The following is a 23,730-nucleotide window of genomic DNA, read 5'->3' as shown; positions in this document are numbered from 1 at the left end:
ATCGATAAAACTAAAAAATTGGGCGATAAACTTCAAAAGTTAGGCGATATTTTGTTAAAACGTATGTCATGTGGATAGGTTGATTTAAGGTTGTTGTAAGCTTGGGACAAATTTGTTGTAAGTTTGAGGGCGTATACTAAAGTCAGAAAGAAGAGGTGAGCGTTTATGACGCCATTATTAAAGGTTCAAAATGTAGAAAAGACTTACGGCAAAGGCGCAAATACATTTACAGCGCTATCGAATATATCATTTGAAGTAGAAAAAGGAGAGTTTGTTGGTGTAATGGGGCCTTCAGGGGCTGGGAAATCGACGTTATTAAATGTGTTAGCTACAATTGATACGCCAACGACTGGTGAAATTATTATTGGTGATACAAACTTAGCGTGCATGAAGGATGCAGAGTTAGCAGATTTTCGTCGCGACAATCTAGGCTTTATCTTCCAAGACTATAACTTACTCGATTCTTTAACAGTTCGTGAAAATATCGTACTGCCTCTTGCGATTGCAAAAGTGCCAACAAAGGCAATTAACGCAAGGGTAGAACGCATAGCTACACTGTTTGGGATAAAAGACTTACTTGATAAATACCCATATCAAATTTCAGGTGGGCAGAAGCAACGTACAGCATCATCACGTGCATTAGTTACAGAACCGAAATTAATTTTTGCGGATGAGCCTACAGGTGCTCTTGATTCAAAATCAGCAACAGATTTGCTTGAAAGCTTAAGTGATTTAAATAATTCTCAAGCGTCCACTATTATGATGGTTACGCATGATGCATTTGCAGCAAGCTTCTGTCAGCGCATTCTATTTATTCAGGACGGACAGCTTTCTAAGGAAATTCATCGTGGTACTCAAACAAGAAAGCAGTTCTTCCAAGAGATTTTACAGGTGCTTGCTGGCATCGGAGGTGGAGTAAATGACGTTATTTAGTTTAGCGCGAAAAAATGTTCAACGTAATTTGTCGAACTACTTTTTATATATCGCCTCGATGGTTTTTAGTATCGTCATCTACTTTACGTTTGTGACATTGAAATATAATGATGATCTTTCAGCATTAAAACAATCATCGCAGCAAATTAAAGGATTGATGAGTGCATCATCCGTTGTGCTATTATTCTTCATCATCATCTTTATGGCGTATTCCAATTCGTTCTTTATGAAGAGACGAAAAAAGGAAGTAGCACTTTACTCTTTACTAGGTGTGCGTAAGCAGAAAATTGGCTTAATGCTCTTTTTCGAGAATTTAGTGATTGGGCTTGTCTCTCTAGTACTAGGAATTGTTCTTGGATTCTTTATGTCACAAGGGCTATTAATGATTTTAGTTCGTTTAATGGGCTATGAGGTTGTAGGAAGTTTAACTTTTTCCTCTGAGGCTCTAGTAAATACAACAGGCATTTTTGCGCTACTATTTTTATTCACATCTTTACAGGGCTATCGTGTCATTTATCAATTTAAACTGATTGACTTGTTCCATGCTGAGAAGCAAGGAGAGAAGATTCCACGTGCATCATTAGTAGCAGCTATTCTTGGGGCAGCGCTAATTGCATTTGGTTATTACACAGCATCTGAAGATATATTTACAAGTGATATCTGGAGATTCTTCACAATACTAGGTACGCCATTAATGGTTATAGGTGTGACCATTGCAGGGACATATCTGTTATTCCATAGTGTTAGCGTATTTGTGTTAACGGCGTTGAAAAATGCAACTTCTTGGTCATGGAAAGGCTTGAACTTAATCGGGGTATCACAATTATTGTACCGTATTCGAGCAAACGCTAAATCGCTTTCGATCATCGCTATTTTAAGTGCGACGACGATTACAGCAGGTGGCGGCGTTTTCGGGATGTATTACAATGCGGAAGCAACTGTACGTCAAATGTTACCTAACACATTTATGTGGAAGGGTGAGACAGTAAAATTTTCGCAAGAAGACGTCTTGTACAACGAAGCGCTTTCTGTAAAAAATTTACGTGTCGATAATGAATATTCGTATTTTGAATATACATTATTAAAGGAATCTGACTATAATCGTTTAGCAAAATTGCAGGGGAAAGATGAAGAACTGCACATTGCAGATGGTTCAACAGTGTTACTTGATACAACTTTCGATGAACGTTTTTCACATGATTTTACGGGTGAAGAGTTTAAATTGGAGAACGGGGAATCATTCCATGTTGATAAAATGTATACGGAGAGTGTGTTAAACTTTTTACCAGCTGGTACAGTACTCGTTGTTAATGATAAAGTGTTCACAGCAACAAATGCAGAAAGTGTTAAAATGCAGGTAGTTGGTATGGATAATGACTTGAAGCAACAGGATATTTCAAAGGAGATTTCCAATCAACTAGCTACTGAACAGCAGGATGGGTTTTCAAGTGTTCCACAAAGTTATGAGGCTAGTTTAGCTACTGTAGGATCACTATTGTTTGTAGGAAGCTTTTTAGGATTAGTATTTTTAGCGGCGACAGGAAGTATTATTTACTTTAAAATTTTAACAGAGGCTGAGGAAGATCAGTCTAAATATGCGATTTTAAATAAAATCGGTGTTAATAAAAAACAGATATTAAAAACAGTTGCAGGACAGGTTGCCGTTATCTTTAGTGCACCACTCGTTGTTGGTATCGCACATAGTGCATTTGCGCTGCTAGCCTTTTCACAGCTATTTGGTATGGATATAACGAAACCAGTAATACTGTGGATGATTGCTTATTCTGCAATTTACGGCATATATTATATCTTTACAGTTCGTTCATTCTATAAAATTGTTAGACAGGGGAATTAAAATGAAAAAAGTATTCTTAGGTATAGGAGCATTGTTTTTATTGTTCGTAGCGGGTCTTGTTGTTCTAATGACCGTAGATTTTAACCGTTTAAATAAAGAAGCATACTATGTTCATATCACTTCTGATGGTGATCTAAAGGAATATAAGCTAGATACTGGAGAAATTATGAAGTCCTATTTGTACGAGCTACCTGCTTATGACGAGAACGGTGAAGAGCAAACATTGGAGTTTTCAGCTCAGAAAAATTTACGTCACGATGCATACTTGAAGCTTTATGTAAAAAAAGAAACGGAAGTATCATCATATGATGAAGTAAAATTCCATGAGCTACCAAAAAAAGTGCAAGAGCTAATGAAAAAATAAGAAGAAGGAGTAGTCCCTAGTTTAGGGCTACTCCTTTTTTTCTATTTGAAATTGAATGCTAACAGTTGTACCTTGTTGTCCTTCGGAGGTAATTGTTACAGTTCCTCCGTGCGCTTCAATAATGTCTCTAGCAATTGCAGTACCTAAGCCAGTACCGTGTGTTTGCTCAGTATTTGTCCCTCGATAATAGCGCTCGAAAATATGTTCAAGATCTTCAGCAGAAATGCCTTTACCGTTATCAGAAATCGTAATGGAATGATCTTCAACAAGAATAGTAACTGATACATCAGAAGGATTATGAAGCAATGCATTGTGTAAAAAATTCATAATCGCTCGTCGCATAAAGTGCTCGTCAATGTGATGCTTGATGACATCGTTAGTTGCATTAAACTCAATATTGGCTTCCTCATATTGAGGGGTATTGAGTGTATCTATAACGATTTCACGAATAAATTGCACCATATTTACTTCGGTTAAGCTGAGCGGAAGCTGCTGATGTCTTAAGCGCATAGTTAAATTTAAATCATCGAGTAAATCTTGCATATGCAATGATTGTTTTTCGATAATGTGAGCGTAGTCTCTTTGTTCATCAGCAGTCAATTTTCCATCATTCAGTAGCTCCGCATAACCACGAATCGAAGCAAGAGGTGTTTTCATATCGTGTGACACATTGCTGATCCATTCCTCACGCATCATTTCTAATCTTTTACGTTCCTGCTCGTGTGCGGCAAGCTCTTTTGATACTTCATTTAAATTCTCGAAAACAGGTTTGTAAACACCACCTGGCATTTTACTAGAAACATGCTCATGATTTTTTAAATGACGAATACGTTCAATCATTGCGTGTAGGGGCTTGGTCAACGTTCGACCGAAAAGCCAGCCAACGAGTGTAGCTACTAATAAATCAGCAATGACAATAAGCAAACCAAACTTGCCAATAAACTGTAAGACGGATGAGCCAGAAAAATGAGTGACATATCTAGTAACGCCACTGCCCTCAATACCGATAAGATAACTAATACTTTCTTTACTTCCTACATATACGGTTGTATCTACGTCGAACTCTTTATATTTATAAACTTGAATTAAATCAATCGGCGCATAGTGTGCAGGAGCCTTCTCTGGAGAAAAATGGGCTTCAATGACCTGTCCATTATTATCAAGTAATTGAATCCAAGCATTTCGCTGATGCAATTGTTGAAGTCCATCCTTGCTTACCGATACCGTTCCATTACTTATATCAATATACTGTTGGAACTCGCGCACGAAGTTTTCCTCTGAATACGAAGTTGTTTTATCGTATTTATTTACCTGTTGGAAAATGAAAAAACCAATTAAAATGGCTGTATTCAGGAAAATAACAATAATAACAATAGACAGCACAGACAGAAGAAATCTAGCTGTTAATTTCCATTTCATACTTGCTCCTCTTTTGGAACGACAAATTTATAGCCAAGCCCTTTTACAGTTGTAATATACACAGGTTTTGATGCATCGTTTTCAACCTTTTCACGCAGCCGTCGAATATGCACCATTACGGTATTGTCTGAGCCGAAAAAGTCCTCTCCCCATACACGCTCAAATAGAGTTTCTTTACTTAAAATTCGATTAGGATTATTCATAAAGCAAGCCATCAAGCCGATCTCTTTCGCTGTTAGCTCCAATAAAACTTCGTCCTTATGTACCTCCGTTTCATCACCATTAAGTAAGAATGGGCCAACTTGAATTGACTTCGCGGAAGGATCTGGTGCTACTTCCTGCGTTTGATAGCCAGCTCTGCGAAGCTGTGCCTTCACACGATAGGCGACCTCTTTAGGACTAAAAGGTTTCGTAATATAGTCGTCTCCTCCGATGGCAAGCCCTAAAATTTTATCAATTTCATCATTTTTCGCTGACATGAAAAGCACTGGCACATGCGATACTTCCCGAATACGACGACATAAATCGTAGCCCTCGCCATCAGGAAGCATCACATCAAGAAGTACAATATCGGGTTGTGTTTGTTGAAAGCTCATCCAGGCTTCTTGAATGGAGCCAGCTGTATGAATTTGTTTATAGCCTTCTTTTTGTAGGCTGACTTTTAGAAGGTTTGCTAAATCTGCCTCATCGTCCACCACTAGAATAGTTGGTTCTTTCATGGTTCACACGTCCTTTCTTCTTTTTTATTAAAAACTGTTATTAGTATTTCAAGAATAGTGTATAGCTAATATGTTTAGCAGTAGAGAAATCACTTTATGTGACTCATTATAAATGAAATTTGTTTGAAAGAGGAGATTGAAGCACGAATGATGATTTTTTAATGAAAATCATCATTTCTCACAAAAATAGTTGAGAGTTTTGGTGAGTGAGCTTCGATATAGTTAGTGAAGAAGCTTTTTCAAATAAACATAAGGGGGGAGAAATGGTGAGATGTACAGCTAAAAACTTTATTAGCCGTCTGCAAAACCAAAAAGAAGATGCGCTTGAGTTTGTAATTGAGCATTATTCTGGCTTCGTGCATGCCATAGCTTATAAGATTCTTTCCAGTATTAATAAAGATTCTATTGATGACTGTGTTAATTATGTATTCCTAGCTATTTGGCAAAATGCAAAGCAATTTAAGGGCGAATCTGAGGATTTTAAAAAATGGATAGGGATGCTGACAAAATATAAAGCCATAGATTTATTCCGTAAACTTGAAAAACAACAACAAAGAGAAAAGGGAGATGAGGAGCTCTTGCAAAAGGCTGATATAAAAGATACACAGCAGGAGCTTTTGAAAAAGGAGCAACGAAACGATTTGTTATTAGCTATTAGTCACTTAGAAAATATTGATCGAGATATTTTCATGATGAGGTATTATTTGCAATTAACGAATTCCGAGATAGCAGAAGCACTGCATTTATCAAAAGCAGCCGTAGAAAATCGGCTTTATAGAGGGAAGAAGAAACTAGCATCAACAATACAGTTGAAGGAGGCATTTATATGACAAAGACTTATAAAGAGTGGCTGGACCTGGATGTGGATAAAATTGAACCAATTGAATTATCTGCACAGCGAAAGAGGAACCTTAAACAAACGATTTTAAAGAAGCAAGCAACAAGAAAGCGTATGCCAAAATGGGTGCGTCATACAGCAGCGGCAGCAATAATTGGCATCAGTATGGTAACTACCGTAAGCATTGCTTTTCCTACACTTGCTTCACAAATTCCGTTTATGAAAAACATTGCTAGCAATTTTGATAATAAAAACACAATGTTTGAGAACTTTGATAGTCACGCAACGGAAATTGGACAGGTTCATTCTAGTAATGGCTTATCTATGATGATTGAAAATGCTGTGTATGACGGTACATCTCTGACAATTTCTTTTGCACTTGAAACAGATAAAGATTTAGGAGATTCTCCGTTTATAGAAGGAGACTTCATGGATATCAAAGGAGCTATAGGTGGTGGAGGAAGTAGCCGACTGGAAAAGATAGGTGATAATAAATATATCGGATTAGCAAATACAACACCTTATTTTGATAAAGAAGCACCAGATGAATTAGAAGTAACATGGAAACCAGAAGCTTTTCTCAACATGAATAACGATATAAAAGTGGAAGGGGATTGGGCATTTAATTTTAAAGTCTCTAAGTTAGCAGGTGAGCTACAGCTAGTCAACGAAACTGTTACAAACTATGATGTCATTGCTCGATTTACCGCCCTTGGAAAAAATGATATGTCCACTGTTATTCATTATGAATATGAAGTTATCCCAGAAGTGTTAAAAAAGTGGCCAGATGTTACAGTTCAATTTGATGAACTACGAGATAATCTAGGGAACACCTATGTAGTAAATGGAAATGGTTCATCAAGTCGAGACGGTGGAATTTCTTATAAATCAAGTGCTACTGTACAGGCGATCAATCCAACTGCTACATCCATTACATTTGTTCCTGTTATTTATTTCTCCTTAGGCTCAGGAAAAGGCACGGAATTAAGAGAGATGGATCCTGTGACAATCTCATTAAATTAACGCACGCTTACAAAGAAATGAAGTTTATTACAAAATAAAGTACAGACTTTTACAATACATTTGTAAGAGTCTGTGCTTTTTATGTGTATATGGTTGAAAACACACAAAATAAACGTCATAATTTTCCATGTACTTTGTAGCCCATATCTACTTCTATTGGACAAAAATCATGCATTTACATACAGGAAAAGCACTAGGAGAGAAGAACAACGCTACTTTGATTATTCAATACATACGATTCATGACATCTTCCTCGAAATGGAAGGAATTATCGAGCTTAATGTCGAAATTAAATTTTACAATCGACAATTTACTACAAAGAGAGATATCAAGCGTTGAAATCAAATTTAACAAAGATCAATATACATAAAATAAAAACTAGGGGCGTGACGAAAAAATGATAAACGAATTGCATGTGCTAGAAAAAGAAGAAATACAAAATGAAGATCTTGTACAGCAGCCGCAAGCCGTCGAAACATTATTCGTAAATGAGTTCATAGATGGTATTTTAGATCCACAACAGAAAATGCTTGGACCTGTCAAAGACGGTGGGACAATCATAGCTAATACGACACCAGGATGCTGGGGGCCGATGCTAACACCAACGATTCGTGGTGGGCATGAAGTAACAAAGCCTGTATTTGTAGAAGGTGCAGAGGTAGGAGATGCCATTGTTATCAAGATTAAATCACTACAGGTAACATCTGTAGCAACAGCGTCTGGGCATGATGAGGCAATTATAGATCGTTTCATTGGGGATCCATTCGTATCAGTAAAATGCCCGGGCTGTGGTAAGCTTCATCCGAATACAGTTGTCAAAGGGATAGGTCGGCAGGCTATTCGCTGTTCGACATGTGATACTGAAACATCACCATTTAACATGACGAATGGCTATACTATGGCGTTAGATCATAAGGGGAATATTGGTGTCACGGTTGGACGAGAAGGGGCTCGCCGTATTGCACTGGATGCGAAAAATTATATGCGTACACCTGAAAACTCTGTGCAAAATCCTGTAGTTGCGTTAGCACCAAGTGATTTGATAGGTGTTATGGCAAGAATGCGACCGTTTTTAGGGCAGCTTGGAACGACGCCTTCAAAGGCAATGCCAGACTCCCACAATGCTGGTGATTTTGGTTCGTTTTTAATCGGTGCACCACATGAATATGCATTTACGCAGACTGAATTAGATACACACCGTACAGATGGACATATGGATATAAGCCGTGTTCGTGAGGGCGCAACCATTATTTGTCCAGTAAAGGTTCCAGGTGGCGGTGTGTATATTGGTGATATGCACGCAATGCAAGGAGATGGAGAAATTGCAGGACATACAACGGATGTTGCTGGTATAGTTCAGCTTCAGGTAAGCGTACTGAAAAAAGTAGCTTTGGACGGCCCTATTTTATTGCCAAATACAGAGGATTTACCTTATACGGCTAAACCTTTTACAAAGGAAGAAAAACGTCGTGCACGTGAGCTTGCAGAGGAATTTGGCGTTAAACAAGTGGAGGAAGCATTCCCAGTATCAATTGTTGGCTCAGGAACATCGTTAAATGAAGCAACAACTAATGCTATAAGCCGTGCTGCAAGGCTGTTTGAGATGAGCGAACCAGAAATTATGAATCGAGCGACGATTACAGGATCGATTGAAATTGGCCGTCATCCAGGCGTCGTAACAGCAACCTTCCAAGTACCTAAAACTGTCCTGAAAAAAGCACGAATTTATAAACCTGTGAAAAAACAATATGATTAAATGCGTACGGTGAAGTCCAAATTGTCGCTTCGCTTTCGATGCAGAAAAAAACACGTCAAAAAATTTGACGTGTTTTCTTGTGACTATTTTGTTAGTTGTTAGTCTATTGTTGTGAAAATTGATTTTTCCCGATTGTATTGGTGAATGATGCATAGCTTTCGTGCGTACTATGGCGCTAGCTTTTATTGAGCTAGGGCTACTAACTTATGAGTGATTGTCCAATGAGTTCATTTAACGTTCTTTTTTTAGCCTTAACTTAATTTTTTAACCCATCCACGAGGGATTTGCCCCTTATAGATGGCTTTTTTTATGCTGCTGCAGCTGAAGTTGTCGATTTTGCACGAATACTTTTGTTGTCTTCTTTTATGTATATTTCTATTTCTTTAGCATATGATTGATAAGATTTGTTATATTGAAGAAAGAGAGTTAAAAGGTTTGGCAAGTATTTTACAGAATAGGGGAAGATCGTTGTTGGTTGAATTTGATGGGGGGCTCCAGTTGCATGCTGTTGGATTGTGATGAGCAGTTATTCATGACATATAAACATAATGGTGAAAAGGGTGCTGAAAAATTACTGTCAAAATGGTTAGAGGCAGAGAGTGATTCACCGGCAGACCCGAAAATTCTAGGTACTGCACTTTCACCGAATTTATTTTTAGTGAATGAGGAAACTGCGATGAATATTGCGTTTTCAACTGCGCGAAAATATTGGGGTCGTGTAACGATAGATATGCAAACTTTTTTTAACAAGTATGGCTTGGATACTAAATTTGTGAATGAACGTCTCAATGCTTTTTTTTATACGCAAAAAGGCAAGGAGACCTTTTTTGAGCAACTTTTTGCACAACACACAATGGACTTAGAGCGATTAATCTGGCTAATTTTCGGAAAGCGAATGCAAATTACAATGCCAGTCAACGAGCTACAAACTATATTTTTATATAAATTTGAAAATGAATATTTAGTGCATATGATTTATAAAGAAGATACTCACTTTTGGCATTGGCTATTTATGAAAAAAGTTTATTCACTGTTTATCCACAAACCATTAGAACAATTCACATTTATCCATGAAATGATGGGTCATGTTGAACAATCTACAAGAAAAACCTGTGGACATGTGAATAACTTTGTGGATAATTATAAAAAAACTCTGGATAAGTGTATAACCTACGTGGATAACTATAATTCTACTTGTTTAGCAAAAAAGCAGTTACATCTTTATCAAATTGTAACGCATTATCGTCTGTCTGAAGGAGATTATTCATGCGTTAAAGCTTTAATTACTTCCTTTGAAGCGGATTGGCGTTATTCGATGTATGCATTGACAGAGAAAGAAAAAGCTCTGATTGCCTATCTTCAGTTTCATATAGCACACCAGGAGAAGAATCCGGAAACTGTTATTCACTACGGTGAGTACTTATTAGAAGATGAACGACTTAATAATTACGCGATAGAGATTTTGTTGGAATATAAGGAGTTATTGCCGAATCGTAAGCCAACACCTCCTGCCATTATTAAAAATTATGAACTAAACTTTTTAGAAAACTTGTATGCAGTATTGTTGGATCATTACGTAAAAATGGAGCGTTATCAAGAGGGGCTTCAGCTTTTAAAGGAACATGTATTAGCATCTAATAAAAAAATACATGCCGCTTTAGTACAGAACAATTATAGTAATGAGCAATTTATTGCGATTGAAGCGTCAGTTCAGCAGGATATCGCTCTCCATGTAAATAATTCATTACAGCATATTGGCTTGTCTGTTGAAGAGTGGCGCCAACATTATCGTCAGCCAGAAACGCCTTACTCTTTGGTGGCACAGAGCGCATCCTTACATATGCTCAATATTTTAAAGGTGTTATTTGTAACGGAGCAGTACGAGCTTTTTGAAAAATTAATGGAAATATATAAAAAATATTTACTTATAGACGATCATTTCGAAAAGTTACGGGTCTTTATAAGTGCTTACGTTTAACTTTTTTCAGCCGGTTCTGAACGCAATTATAATTGATTAAATAAAAAAAGTGTCTAATGTGTTATAAACGCAGCATTAGACACTCTTTTTATTTTATATGGATCTTATTCTAAAACTCCTTTGTCCTGTAAGTCTGCAATTTGCTCGACGCTATAGCCAAGTGAAGATAACACTTCCTCATTATGCTCTCCAAGCTTAGCACCGACATGCTTGTACTGCGGCTTAACACCGTCAAACTTAAACGCTGATGCAATTTGCTTTTGTGTAGTACCGTCGCTTTTAGGAATATCAACAATCATGTCACGAGCTTTGAGCTGAGGATGCTCGCATGCTTCTGGAAACGTTAATACTGGTTCGACACATCCCTCGAAATCCTCGTTAAATACTTCAAGCAATTCTTCGTAAGTCTTCGATAAGAATGCATCATGGACGGCTTCTTTAAAACGAATTTGTGTATAGTATGAATCATTAAACGTATTATCAATGAGCTCGGGAATATCAAGCGCTTCACAAAGTAATTTGCGGAATTGAGGTTCAAGACTTCCTACTGAGAAAAATCGGCCATCTTTTGTTTTGTAAAAGTCATAGTAGCTGCCACCGTTTAAAATTTCTTGCTCGGGCTGAGGTATGCGACCACCGCCAATATAGGCAGACCCATACATAGCATTGAGCGAAAATACAGCATCGGTCATACTTATATCAATATATTGCCCTTCACCTGTTTTTTCACGATGTAAAGCAGCTGCGAGTACTCCAATTGCCGCATGCATCGTGCCCCCAGCGATATCAGCTAGCTGAATACCCATGGAGACAGGTTTTTTATCTTTATGGCGTGAATAATCGAGTAAGCCAGCTAATGATAAATAGTTATTGTCATGTCCTGGTCGATTGCTAAATGGTCCAGTTTGTCCATAGCCTGTAATAGCACAATAAATAACCTTAGGATTTACCTCTTTTAGAGCTTCGTAGCCAATGCCAAGCCGTTGCATGACACCAGGCCGAAATCCTTCGATAATTATGTCGTACTCTTTAACGAGTGACTTCACAATTTCTATAGCTTCAGGCGATTTTAAATTTAGTGTTAATGACTTTTTAGAGCGATTCAAATGTTGATGAATATAGGCCTCATGATCATCGTCGTAAGGAGGCATAATACGTGTTAAATCTACGCGTTTTGAGGATTCAACGTGAATAACCTCTGCGCCTAAATCAGCAAATATCATTGTCGCCATTGGTCCCGGTAGTAATGCAGAAAAATCGAGAATTTTTAACCCCTTTAAAATACCCAAATCTCCCAACCCCTTTTTGTGTATAGGCTACATTGCATCTATTCAAGAATGCATTGCAGCGCTTTTCTCATAATCCCCATTTTGTGAAAAGCATTTATTTGCACTGTGTTAATACAGTGTTAAGTGTAAATTATCAGTATTATAACAGAAGTATTGATGGCTTGACTATGTTAAATTTTATTATAAAATAATTAGTCGGAAAATTATATGTCAGAATAGAGAAAAAAGTAAAATAATTCAGAGTGTAGAGTTTTTCCATAACGTAGGGTTGATTTCCGTCTCGGCTGGGCGCTTTGTAGCTGCCGCTTTGCTTTCGCTACAGAAAACATTCGATGTCGGTCACGAAGGCGTATCACAGGACATGATGCATTTAGCCTTCGTTCCTCTATATCGCTGATCCCCAAGGAGTCGCCCAGCCTCCACTCCAATCAACTTACGTTTTAACAAATGTGATTAGTGACTATCAAAAATGAAGGTTATAAGTAAATTCTAATAATGGATTTATGAGAAAATTTTTGTCGTAACATGAACAAAAAAATCTCTATGCAATAATTTCTGCATAGAGATTTTTTTTTGTATATATCGTTGATCAACCTCAACTATTTAGAATAAAAGTTAACCGTATAATAGGGTGCACCGTTATCTTTAAAGCAAACACCAACAAAAATATGGGTAAACTCTTTCCTTAAAATATTTATACGATGTCCTTTTGAATTCATCAGTGCTTCATGAGCAAATATACTATTATGCTGACCTTGTGCTATATTTTCGCCGTACCAATAGTGATTAACCCCCCCAGCAGTGAGGCGGTCATTGGAATGATTACCTTGATGATCTTCATGACTAAAAAATTGATGTGTGATCATATTACTACTATGTTGTCGAGCAATAGGATTAGACCCTTTATCATAAGTGAGTGGTTGCAAACCTTCTATAACTCGCTCATGGTTAATAAGGTCAACCATTAAATCTTCAAGCCCTGTTCGTAGTTCGTTGGATGGCTTACCATAATAACCACGTTTACCTAATTCGGTTTTAGCATGTATCCAAATAATAGAACGAACAATATTGTTTTTGTGTAAATCATAGAAAAAAGTAACGTAGTGATTATCAATGAAATAGGTCCCGTGTGTAGTATTACCATCACAATCGTTGTAATCGAGCAAATAGCTTGTATTTTCATAGTGAATGGATCTAAGCGGAAGACCGTATTTTCTATTTACATCTATTCGATTAGCACCGATACGAATACCAAATACGCTATGCCCAATACGTGTTTCATATCCTCCGACCTCATTAGAATTATGTCTTCCTACGAGAGAAAATGTGGAGTAGTCTGTTTCTAATCGATGCCATTTCATTTTATAGTCACTTTGAAAGCTGGATAGTGACAAAGCTTTTTGTGTCTTTGTTACATTCAAACGAGCCGACTTATTTCGATTGAAAGAAGTATTTGTCCATAGAGCCATACTATAACCAATCATTATTGGAGCTACTTTACGTAACAACATATTAAAACCCTCTTCTTAAAGTGAATTTATAATAAAAATCTATTGAATTACTAAAAGTTTTATAGATATAAATTACTATACTTTTGTTCAGTTAACGATGCTGAAATTATGGAACTTTTCCTACTATCTGGATTATTAAGGGGTGGTATTTGTTAAAGTGCATATTATTTAAGTTGATCTTCGTTACGACTGGGCGACACCTTGGGGATTAGCGTCACAGATGGGACCCTGCAGCGAGTGAAGCGGCTCATCGGACGCCCACAACAAAACGCCCAGTCGGAACGGAAATCAACCCCACGTTTTGGGGTGTAGCCTACTATATTACTTTTGTTATAAGAGACTCTTGAAAGTACTTTTTTGCCAAATATTTTACTTTTGAGGTAAGAAATTTTCTTAATAAGGAATTTTTTTGTGTTTTAATAGAATAATAGAAGAAATTATAAATTAGGGGTAAAAGATAGAAAATGAAATCAAAACAGATAAAGTTAAAGTATTTAATCATGGGCGTTGCGATAGCTGCTTTTATCTTAACTGGTATTGGTAGCATTTGGAGTGGTTACCGAATGAACGTTGACTCGATTAAAGAGAATACGCTTGAAACGAATCGAGTCTATGCACAAAAATTAGCAACAACCGCTAGTTCTTATCTTGAAGAATCTTTTCAGATTTTAGGATATAGCGCCAGCTCGATAAAAACAAAAATGCATGATAACGATGCATTGATTCAGGAAACTGAACGTTTGAAAATGCAAAATGACATGTTTAACTCTGTGCTGATCACAAATGCAGAAGGTCTTGTACTATCTATATCACCACCATCTGAAGAAGTACTAGGTGAAGTTTTAACATCTGTTGGAGCCAGTGAGGCTTTATCTAAAAAGAAACCTCTTGTCTCAAAGCCTTATAAGGGGATGACGGGGCGTCTCCTTATTTTTATATCGTATCCTATATTTTCAGAGACAAATGAATATTTAGGAATGGTATCTGGGACAATTTATTTAAAAGAACGAAATGTTTTTAATGCTTTACTTGGAGAGCATTATTATCATGATGGGTCATATGTGTATGTAGTTGATTCGGATGGGCGCGTTATTTATCATCAGGACCCAAGCCGCGTTAATGATATCGTTATTGATAATAAAGTTGTTCAATCAGTGATTTCTGGGAAAAACGGGGCTATTCAAGTAGTAAATACTAAAGGAGTAGAAATGCTTGCTGGTTTTAGTACCGTACCTTTAACGGGTTGGGGAGTAGTTGCTCAAAGGCCGATTGATGTAGCATTAGCTCCTTCATTTGATAGAGTACAGGAAGTTGCTATAAAATCCATTCCGCTTATGCTCATTTCAATTTTAATTGTCCTTTGGGCGGCAGCACGTATTGCAAATCCCTTACAGCAATTAGCTACTTTAACAGAGGAGAGCATGGATTCGAAAAATGTAGAAGGCTTGAAATCTGTACGTAGTTGGTATTTTGAAGCGCATTATCTTAAAAGCGCTCTCATTCGGAGTTTAACATTTTTACAGGGACAGGTATCCTTTTTTAAAGATCAATCTACAACAGATCCGCTAACAGGTGTAACCAATCGTCGCACAATGGATGCGATGCTAGCGGAGTGGCTTGACAACAAGTTGCCACATGCCCTCATTCTACTTGATTTAGATCATTTTAAAAGTGTGAATGATACGTATGGTCATGCAGTAGGTGATAAGGTTTTACAATTTTTAGCTCAAAATATGAAAGCTGTTGCTCGTGATGGAGATGTTTGCTGTCGCTACGGTGGTGAGGAATTTGTTATGTTATTGCCAACTACTACAGCTGTGGAAGCGGCACAGGTGGCAGAACAACTACGGGATATGTTGGCGCATACTATAAGTCCTTGTGGTCGTCCAGTTACATTATCTGCAGGTGTTGCCGTGTATCCACAAATGGCAGATACGACAGAAAAGTTAATAGAAGCAGCGGATGGTGCGCTGTATCTTGCAAAACAAGCAGGACGAAATCAAGTCATAGTAGCAGAGCAAAAAAATAAATAAAAATTTTTTTTGGAATAAGCATACATTTCTAATTTTGGGGTACATGATTAATGCAACGATCATTTGGGCAAGCTATTTTTAAGTCATTCCCCATATGACTTATCAAACATGTTCAAAATGATACGTAAACTCGGGACACATCTCTCGATCGACTTGACAAGATGCAAGGTTATCCCCCTTTCCCTTATGACATCACAAGTACATCTAGATGTATGCCTATATATCGTTAAAAGCCAAGCGAGCACCGATGCTCCTTGGCTTTTTTATGTTGGGTGAGGGGGAAAAGGAAATATATAAAAGATAAAGGATTGATTAGTAGTGCAATTTGGATGGCTGTAAGTGTACAGTGTCTAAGATAGTTCTTTTGATTCATCTCAAAGGTTGGAACAAAACGTATGCCATTGTATAAGTTGATCTTCGTTACGACTGGGCGACTCCTTGGGGATCAGCAATAGAGGAACGAAGGCTAAAACCATCACATCCTGTGATAACGCCTTCGTGACCAATATCGGTGCTGTTGCTGCGCTTTCGCACAAACAAAACCAAAACCCTCTGCTGCCGCTTCGTTAGCACTACGCTTTCGCGCAAAAAACATCTGTTGGCCCGAGACCCTGGAGCGCAGCGAAGCGGCTCATCGGACGCCCCAGGAAGCTCTGCTCTGCGCGAAAGCGAAGCGTCAGCGGCAAAGCGCCCAGTCGGAACGGAAATCAACCTCACGTTATGATGGTGAACATTTTATCTTTCTATTTATTGTTAACAATTTTATTCCATTAATTTAGATTTATCTATGAAGGTTCACTATCTACCTGTCGATATAAAGGGTATGATGAAAATGATAGTTTGAACGTATCAAATACATAGATGAAAGGAAGAGTGGGATGGATAAAACAAAAATCCAAAAAGTGAACAAAGCACTTATAGCAACGGTTTTTGCTACTAGTGGGATTGCTGTTGTAGTGCCACCACCACAAAAGGCGGCTGCGGCTTCTTCACCATTTACAGATGTTGACCCATATTCAAGTCATTATGACGACATTTTAAAATTATATAATCAAGGTGCGATTAATGGGTATGCAGACAATACTTTTCGACCAAATCAAAGTGTAACACGTGGTCAGGCGGCAAAGATGCTGGCGACTGTTTTAAAATTAGATTTGAGAAATGTACAAGATCCATATTTAAAAGACGTTCCGAAAAGTAGTGAATATTACAAGTATATAGCTGCTCTACAAAATGCAGGAATCATGTCGGGCTATTCAAATGGAACATTTATGCCTAATGAAGTGATGACGCGCGGGCAATTAGCGAAAATTTTAGTGCTTGGCTTTAAATTAGAGGTAGCCTCTAATTACAACAATAGTTTCAAAGATGTAACTAGCGAAACAAGCAACGCTATCTATATCCAAAGTTTAGTAGATTCAAAGATTACGGAAGGGACAACGTCTGTCACTTTCTCACCACATAATGCGGTTACACGTGGACAATTCGCATCTTTTATTGTGCGTTCACAAGAGAAAAAAGGGAATGCCACAACTTTCAAAATTACAAATGTTGAAGACGATACTGTCTACATAAATGGCGATCCATACTCAGTATCACAAAGTCTCTCGCATATTTTTAACGAAGATAATGCACCTGTATTAAAAGACGCGCTAATTGAAGGGGACTTTTCAGGCAAAACTATTCGCTCGGTATCAAAGCTAACATTGAATGCAAGTGGGACAAGCTCAAGGTCACTAGAGTTCGATGGCGATCGTAAGTCCTTCGGTGCGACAATCGTTGTTAATGGAAACTATATTGAATTCTCAAATATTACATTAACTGGTACAATGCTTGTCAACGAAACGGTACGTCCACCTTTACAGTTAGACTTTTCCTACTATAAGCCATTATCTCTTGGCCGTATAGCAAGCACCAATACTGCATTTATCAACTGGTCTAATCCAGATAATCCAAATGATGAAGGCTCATCTAATAACGGTTCGACAACAGATATTCAAGATTGGGCAGATCAGAATTCCAACAAAAATCCTGATAAAAACAAGCCGTTTGAGAACTGGTCTAAAGATAAAGTGACGATGAAAAATGTTGAAAAACATATTGAATTTTATAACAGCACTGTATCGCGCCTAGTTGTCGCTCAAAGCGGTACAAAAATCGAAACAAATATGAAGCTACCACGTGTAGACATCATCGGGACTGTTCGTGAATTTGAGATTCAAGGAAATATCGGTACACTAAACCTTGATACAGAAACGAAGCTGACAATTTACGGAGATAGCAACATCGACTGGATTAACTACAATAGCTATACAGATTTAGAGCTGTATATAGATGGTCGTATAGGTGTTCTGTATGTTGATAATGTATACGGTTGGGTTGATATTGGAGATTACACGTATATTGACAAAGTGATTATACCGAAGGGCGAGGGACCGAATAATATTTTCGACGACTTCTTAGAGGATAAAGATAATATCGGCAATATTGTAGATGAAGACGGTAAACCAGTTGATAAAGACGATATTGATAAACAAGATCCAGCTGATAAAACAAAACCGTTAATCGACATTACGAATGTAACAGTTTTAAGTGGTAGTGAGACACAGGTAGATTTCACTTCAGATAAAGTTGGAACTTACTACTATATTGTTCGTGAAAAAGGCGCCGATGCACCAACGAAAAAAGAAATGGTAAATCGCATTTCTACTGACAATGCAGCACATGGAACAAGCGCAGCAGTGAATGGCAAAAACACTATTAAAATCACTAATTTAGGTGAGAAAAAAGAATATGTTGTTTATGTGATGGTCGTTGATGGAGCGAAAAATGCTTCGGATATTAAATCACAAGAATTCAAAATGAAGGATACTATAGCACCTATAGTGACATTTAAAACTATAAAACCACTTCCTGGAGGAAAAAGAGCAGAAATAACATTTAATTCAACAAAGTCTGGGGAATATTTCTATTTAGTACGTAAAAAATCGACTAATACTCCTGCACCGACAGCAGAGGAAATTGCAAAATCAACAAATAAGGGTAAGATTACTGGCAATACTGCCGCCGAGTTAACAAAGACGATAATGTTAGAAAATCTAGAGGCAAAAACAGATTATGAATTCTTCATGGTAGTGAAAGATGACTCAGGTAATCTATCAAAGGTAGCTTCAACAGGGTTCACAACACTTGAGTTAGATGAAATAAATCCATTTGTAGAGAAGACAAAACTTGAACCTGCTGATGGGAAAGAAAATCAATTCTACATTTATTTAAATGAAGCATTAGACCCTGAAAGCGCACGAAATTTAAATAACTACGATTTATCAGGAACAGTTATCGTCAATACGACAGGACAGAAAAAAATTAAACCTTCTGCTGTAGAGTATAAGGAAGGCGATAAAAAAGTATTATTAACCATTCCTTCGGAAACTGGTTTTGTTTTTGGAGATACATTACGTGTAACAGTATTACCTGGTGTTAAGGATTTAGCAGGTAATGAATTTGAAAATGTCAATACTGTTGAAACTGGTAAGAATGCTAGAAACTTTGCGGAATATGTGCATGAAAAATATGTTCAACCAAAGATTCTAGAATTAAATGTTATTGGGAAACCAGACCAAGATGAAAAGTATAAACGAGCTGAGGTAGAATTTAAACCAAATAAAGCAGGAACGTACTATTACATGGTGTTACCTGATACAGTCGAAGACAATGGAGAAACAAAAACATTTGAGCAATATTTAAAAGATAAAGGTATTACGGAGAGAGATTTCTATAATGAATTTGCGACTGAATCATCATTAAAATCAGGCTACTTCCAAATAGGCGGAAAAGATATTTATATTGAAATAGGCTCTGGTCCTGCCGACTTAGAAGCTGATACAAAGAAATTCCCGATTGTTATGGATAAAGATAAACTAAATCCATTCATGAGCTATTCAGTTCATATGATATTAAAAGATCGTGGCGGCGAGCTTTCCAAAATAGCTTCTAAAGAAATATTTGGGGACTCAAAAGCACCGTTAGTTACCGAATTTGAAGTGAAGTCTGGTACTATTAAAGGTTATGATGATACGAAAGCCACTGTAAGTTTTAATACAGATGAGACAACAAAGCTTCATTATTGGTTCGTACCAAAGAAAAATGCTGATGGAACAGATAATCCGGATGCAAAGCTAACTATTAACACGGCAGCAGAAAGAAAAACATTAGAAGAAAAACTTAAATCAAGTCCTTCAGTCACAAAAAGTGGAAAAGGTGCGTCTGGAACTTTAGATATGCCAGGAGTTACTTTAACACCACATACCGAATATGTTGTTTATTTAGGTGCACAGGATACGTATGGTAACTTTACTGTTTATAAAGCCAAAGATGGAATTCATGATGAATCAAATGATGGTTGGATGAAACAAAACTTCTATTCCGATGGCACACCACCACGTATTGAGATGACAGTTGATAAAGAAAAGAAACGTAATATTGTATACCGTAATCCAGATAGTACATTTACGATTACTTTCAGTGAAGCCATCATGCGTGATGAAAATGGTAAATCTTCAATTAAAGATCTAAGTTTATTAACAATTACTGACGAGTCCGATCAAGATATAACTTCGCAATATCAGTTCGTTAAGTATACACAAGGTACAAAAACAACTGATGAAAGCCAATTAATTATTAAGCCAACTGGCTCAGGTACGGCGGATAAAACATTTACCATTAAAATGAAAGATGAAGCACGTGATTACGTTATTTCAGACCTTGAAGGTAATAAGTTTGATATTGCTGACTTTGGTAAGTATGTTTACCCAGGAAAAGATGCATATAACACGATGAGTTACGCTAGCTTAACAGGCAATGTTGATGGTGTACCAGCAGAATATAATTCAACAACAATGGATGTTTCTGTAAACATTCTGACACTGCTTGAATTAAACCAAGAATACTTCTATGCGGTTACTGCTGCGAATAAAACAACATTAGATCCACAATTAATAATAGATAGTGTTAAAAATAATAAACCAGCTGATAATGGCATATTATCATTTGGTAAAGGATCTGTTAAAAAAGCAGCAGACGGCAGTGTAATTTTACCACTTGTAGCAAATCCATCTACTGATCCTGGAATTAAGAACGTGTTTAAAACGGGTCAAAGAGTATTCTTATTCACAAAAGATCAATATGGAAATATTGTTTGGGCTTATCAAAAAGAGGCAAATGGTACAGGTCATACCCCACAACAATATGTGGAAATTCAATATTCACCTAAACCATAAAAAAGAAGCAAAGCTAGAGAATTCTTATGTTGAATTCTCTAGTTTTTTTTACATCAAATATCACGCAAATTTAAGAGTATAAAAAAAGAGGGGCTTTTAATCAGCCCCTCCCATCATTAAACCCAACCAAACGCTCGAGCAACTGTCGCCGTTAGCCATGTCACGCCAATAGCAATAACCGTTGGAATTAAAAATGACATAAATGTCCACTTCGGACTTTTAGTTTCTTTATAAATATTGACTAAAGTTGTTCCGCAAGGGAAGTGTAGCAGTGAGAACAACATCATGTTTAAAGCTGTGAGCCACGTCCAGCCTTGGTCGATAAACACTTGTTTTAGCTTCGATAAATCCTCAATTTCTAGCATAGCTCCTTGCGATAAATACGCCATAATTAAGATAGGGATCACAATTTCATTCGCTGGTAGTCCAAGAATAAATGCAGCCATAATAAAGCCATCCATACCAAGAGCCTGACCAAATGGATCTAAAAAGTTAATGAAATGCATTAGAATACTCGTATCACCAACGTAAATATTAGCAAGTACCCAAGTCAAAATAGAGGCAGGAGCTGCAACGACAACCGCTCTTTTTAATACATACCATGCTTTATCAAGACTTGCTCTTAAAATTGTGTTCCAGAACTTTGGTCTTCGAAATGGTGGAAGTTCCAAAGTGTAATGGGTAGGTACACCCTTTAAAGCGGTTTTAGAAAGAACCCAGGACACAGATAATGTCACAACGACGCCCAACATAACAAATCCTATTAAAATAGCCGCTGTTACAAATGTACCTGCTGCACCTGAAAAACCAGTTACCATAAATAATGATGCTAATAAAATAAGTGTTGGCCATCTCCCGTTGCAAGGGACAAAATTGTTCGTTAAAATGGCTAACATTCGCTCACGAGGAGATTCTATAATTCTCGTTGACATGATAGCAGCGGCATTACAGCCAAAGCCCATTGCCATTGTTAATGACTGCTTCCCGTGTCCACCCGCTCGTTTGAATAAACGGTCCATATTAAATGCTACTCGCGGTAAATAACCGTAGTTTTCTAATAGAGCGAACATAGGGAAGAATATAGCCATTGGCGGTAGCATAACACTAATAACCCATCCTGTACCTCTAAATAGCCCAAGCACTAAAACACCATGTAACCATTCGGGTGCATGCATCGCCTCAAAAAGAAAGGTTAGCTTACCCTCTAAATAGCCGAATAAGTTTGCTAACATGTCAGATGGTACGTTTGCGCCAGCAATAGTAATGTAAAAGACAGTCCCTAGCAAGATAAGCATAATAGGGAATCCCCAAATACGGGATGTGAAAATTTCATCTAATTTATCAGATCTGTACATTGCAGGTTGCTGCGATACTACTTTTTTACATAAAGATTTGCTTTTAGTATAAATATCACTAACGATTTCATCTCGAATATCCTCATTCGAAACCTCGTTCACTTCAGCTAGAATAGCCTTAAGTGAATTATGATTTAACACTGACTGGGACTCCATTCGTTCTCACCTCGTGCTGTTTATTATTCTTATGATTTTGCAGTTTTAAGATCAATTCTTCATCACCATCAAGTAAGCGAAGGGCAATCCATCTCGATGGATATTTTTCATCAAAATAACCTTCTAATTTCGATTCTATCTTTGTAATGGCTTCCTCTATTTCTTTCGAATATTTCATGCGATACGGCGTTGTAACAATTTGCCCATGCACCAGTTGACTTAATGTATCCAACAATCGATTAATACCTTTTTTATTTCTTGCCGATATTTTGACGACCGGGACTCCTAGTTCACGAGCTAATCTCCTTTCATCAATTCGGATCCCTTTTTTCTCCGCTTCATCGATTAAATTGATACAAATGATAACGTTATTCGTCATTTCTAAAACTTGGAGTGCAAGATTTAAGTTTCTTTCTAATGATGTTGCATCGAGCACAACAATTGTTGCATCCGGTTGGTCAAAAACGATATGGTCTCTTGCGACTTCCTCATCTGCTGAATTAGAAAATAAAGAATAGGTCCCGGGTAAATCCACGAGAACATATTGCTCTCCTTTGTGTTCAAAAGAACCTTCCGCATGAACAACCGTTTTCCCTGGCCAGTTTCCGGTATGTTGCTTCAATCCCGTTAATGTATTAAATAATGTGCTTTTTCCGGTATTTGGGTTACCTGCTAAAGCTATTCTATTTACTCTCACTTTGTATTCCCCCTAACAATTTCGCCCAAAATCATTGAGCTTTCATCATTCCGTAAAGCAATCGTCGTATTGCTTACACGGTAAGCGACAGGGTCTCCTAAAGGGCTTTTACGAAGAATAGAGATTTCTGCGCCTTTTACAAAGCCTAAATCTAATAATCTCCTTCTTAAAGGACCCTTAATGTTTATTTCTTTTATTAAAAAGCAATCTCCAAATGAGCATTCTGAAAGTGGTTTCAATGATGTTTTTTCCATATGCATTTTTTGTTCCTTTCCATAATAATATTTCCCGAACTTCACATTGTTTCTCTAAGGAAACTTTATTAATGATTATCCCTGTTTTATGACAATTGTCAATAGTTTTCTGAAATCTTTTTGAAAGAACGTGATAAAAGAGCGTCCTAATGAAGGGAATAACTGCGCATTTTTTTTGACTAAGAAATGTTGAAAAAGGGGGAGTTGTTTAGCATACAATGCGGGCAAAGTTTTGATGTAATGATATGAGAAGATTCTCGTTATGATGTGT

16 protein-coding genes are annotated in these 23,730 nt (G+C 37.3%); 9 read left to right on the top strand and 7 right to left on the bottom strand.

The window, feature by feature from the left end; genetic code table 11:
* Positions 1–165 precede the first annotated feature (165 nt).
* The 3 genes from ACQKN4_RS19345 to ACQKN4_RS19335 are packed head-to-tail and all read left to right on the top strand — an operon-like array spanning position 166 to position 3,152.
* A complete protein-coding gene (locus ACQKN4_RS19345) occupies positions 166–933 on the top strand; it encodes an ABC transporter ATP-binding protein (protein ID WP_427484562.1) in 768 nt (255 codons plus the stop codon).
* Positions 920–2,788, top strand: coding sequence for an FtsX-like permease family protein (locus ACQKN4_RS19340; RefSeq protein ID WP_079562777.1), 1,869 nt, complete (start codon positions 920–922; stop codon positions 2,786–2,788). Before ACQKN4_RS19345 ends, ACQKN4_RS19340 begins: the two co-directional genes overlap by 14 nt.
* A gap of 1 nt (position 2,789) precedes the next feature.
* Positions 2,790–3,152 (top strand): YxeA family protein, encoded by a 363-nt coding sequence (locus ACQKN4_RS19335; protein WP_079562778.1) that lies wholly within the window; start codon positions 2,790–2,792, stop codon positions 3,150–3,152.
* A gap of 27 nt (positions 3,153–3,179) precedes the next feature.
* Here ACQKN4_RS19335 and ACQKN4_RS19330 read toward each other — a convergent pair whose 3' ends face one another.
* Both ACQKN4_RS19330 and ACQKN4_RS19325 read right to left on the bottom strand, forming a co-directional pair.
* The gene (locus ACQKN4_RS19330) at positions 3,180–4,571 is read right to left on the bottom strand and encodes a sensor histidine kinase (RefSeq protein WP_427484561.1); all 1,392 of its coding nucleotides are present in this window, start codon (positions 4,569–4,571) and stop codon (positions 3,180–3,182) included.
* Complete coding sequence (locus tag ACQKN4_RS19325; RefSeq protein WP_079562780.1) at positions 4,568–5,290, bottom strand: response regulator transcription factor; 723 nt, start codon at positions 5,288–5,290, stop codon at positions 4,568–4,570. The genes ACQKN4_RS19330 and ACQKN4_RS19325 overlap by 4 nt, the downstream gene beginning before the upstream one ends.
* A 263-nt stretch (positions 5,291–5,553) precedes the next feature.
* Between ACQKN4_RS19325 and ACQKN4_RS19320 the strand changes: the two genes are divergently transcribed.
* The 4 genes from ACQKN4_RS19320 (at position 5,554) to ACQKN4_RS19305 (ending at position 10,885) form a co-directional block, all read left to right on the top strand.
* Positions 5,554–6,120 (top strand): sigma-70 family RNA polymerase sigma factor, encoded by a 567-nt coding sequence (locus tag ACQKN4_RS19320; protein ID WP_427484560.1) that lies wholly within the window; start codon positions 5,554–5,556, stop codon positions 6,118–6,120.
* Complete coding sequence (locus ACQKN4_RS19315; protein ID WP_427484559.1) at positions 6,117–7,151, top strand: DUF4179 domain-containing protein; 1,035 nt, start codon at positions 6,117–6,119, stop codon at positions 7,149–7,151. The genes ACQKN4_RS19320 and ACQKN4_RS19315 overlap by 4 nt, the downstream gene beginning before the upstream one ends.
* Before the next feature lie 397 nt (positions 7,152–7,548).
* Positions 7,549–8,907 (top strand): acetamidase/formamidase family protein, encoded by a 1,359-nt coding sequence (locus ACQKN4_RS19310; protein ID WP_427484558.1) that lies wholly within the window; start codon positions 7,549–7,551, stop codon positions 8,905–8,907.
* A 502-nt stretch (positions 8,908–9,409) separates the two neighbouring features.
* Positions 9,410–10,885, top strand: coding sequence for a hypothetical protein (locus tag ACQKN4_RS19305; RefSeq protein ID WP_427484557.1), 1,476 nt, complete (start codon positions 9,410–9,412; stop codon positions 10,883–10,885).
* 104 nt (positions 10,886–10,989) lie between these two features.
* On the opposite strand, the gene ACQKN4_RS19300 is transcribed toward ACQKN4_RS19305, so the two are convergent.
* Positions 10,990–12,174, bottom strand: coding sequence for a CaiB/BaiF CoA transferase family protein (locus ACQKN4_RS19300; protein WP_427484556.1), 1,185 nt, complete (start codon positions 12,172–12,174; stop codon positions 10,990–10,992).
* A 599-nt stretch (positions 12,175–12,773) separates the two neighbouring features.
* On the bottom strand, positions 12,774–13,685 hold the full coding sequence (locus ACQKN4_RS19295) for a CAP-associated domain-containing protein (protein ID WP_079562786.1): 912 nt from the start codon (positions 13,683–13,685) through the stop codon (positions 12,774–12,776).
* A 464-nt stretch (positions 13,686–14,149) separates the two neighbouring features.
* Between ACQKN4_RS19295 and ACQKN4_RS19290 the strand changes: the two genes are divergently transcribed.
* Complete coding sequence (locus tag ACQKN4_RS19290; RefSeq protein ID WP_079562787.1) at positions 14,150–15,718, top strand: sensor domain-containing diguanylate cyclase; 1,569 nt, start codon at positions 14,150–14,152, stop codon at positions 15,716–15,718.
* Between the two features lie 878 nt (positions 15,719–16,596).
* Positions 16,597–20,997 (top strand): S-layer homology domain-containing protein, encoded by a 4,401-nt coding sequence (locus ACQKN4_RS19285; protein ID WP_427484555.1) that lies wholly within the window; start codon positions 16,597–16,599, stop codon positions 20,995–20,997.
* Between the two features lie 116 nt (positions 20,998–21,113).
* Here ACQKN4_RS19285 and ACQKN4_RS19280 read toward each other — a convergent pair whose 3' ends face one another.
* The 3 genes from ACQKN4_RS19280 to ACQKN4_RS19270 are packed head-to-tail and all read right to left on the bottom strand — an operon-like array spanning position 21,114 to position 23,459.
* Complete coding sequence (locus tag ACQKN4_RS19280) at positions 21,114–22,508, bottom strand: nucleoside recognition domain-containing protein (RefSeq protein WP_079562791.1); 1,395 nt, start codon at positions 22,506–22,508, stop codon at positions 21,114–21,116.
* A complete protein-coding gene (locus tag ACQKN4_RS19275) occupies positions 22,480–23,205 on the bottom strand; it encodes a FeoB small GTPase domain-containing protein (protein ID WP_079562792.1) in 726 nt (241 codons plus the stop codon). The genes ACQKN4_RS19280 and ACQKN4_RS19275 overlap by 29 nt, the downstream gene beginning before the upstream one ends.
* On the bottom strand, positions 23,202–23,459 hold the full coding sequence (locus tag ACQKN4_RS19270; protein ID WP_427484554.1) for a FeoA family protein: 258 nt from the start codon (positions 23,457–23,459) through the stop codon (positions 23,202–23,204). The genes ACQKN4_RS19275 and ACQKN4_RS19270 overlap by 4 nt, the downstream gene beginning before the upstream one ends.
* Positions 23,460–23,730: the final 271 nt, after the last annotated feature.

This window comes from Lysinibacillus sp. NPDC093692 (genome assembly GCF_050280125.1).
In the GTDB taxonomy this organism is placed as follows: domain Bacteria; phylum Bacillota; class Bacilli; order Bacillales_A; family Planococcaceae; genus Lysinibacillus.
Note: the sequence above shows the minus strand (reverse complement) of the source record. Positions and strands in the feature narration are given on the sequence as shown.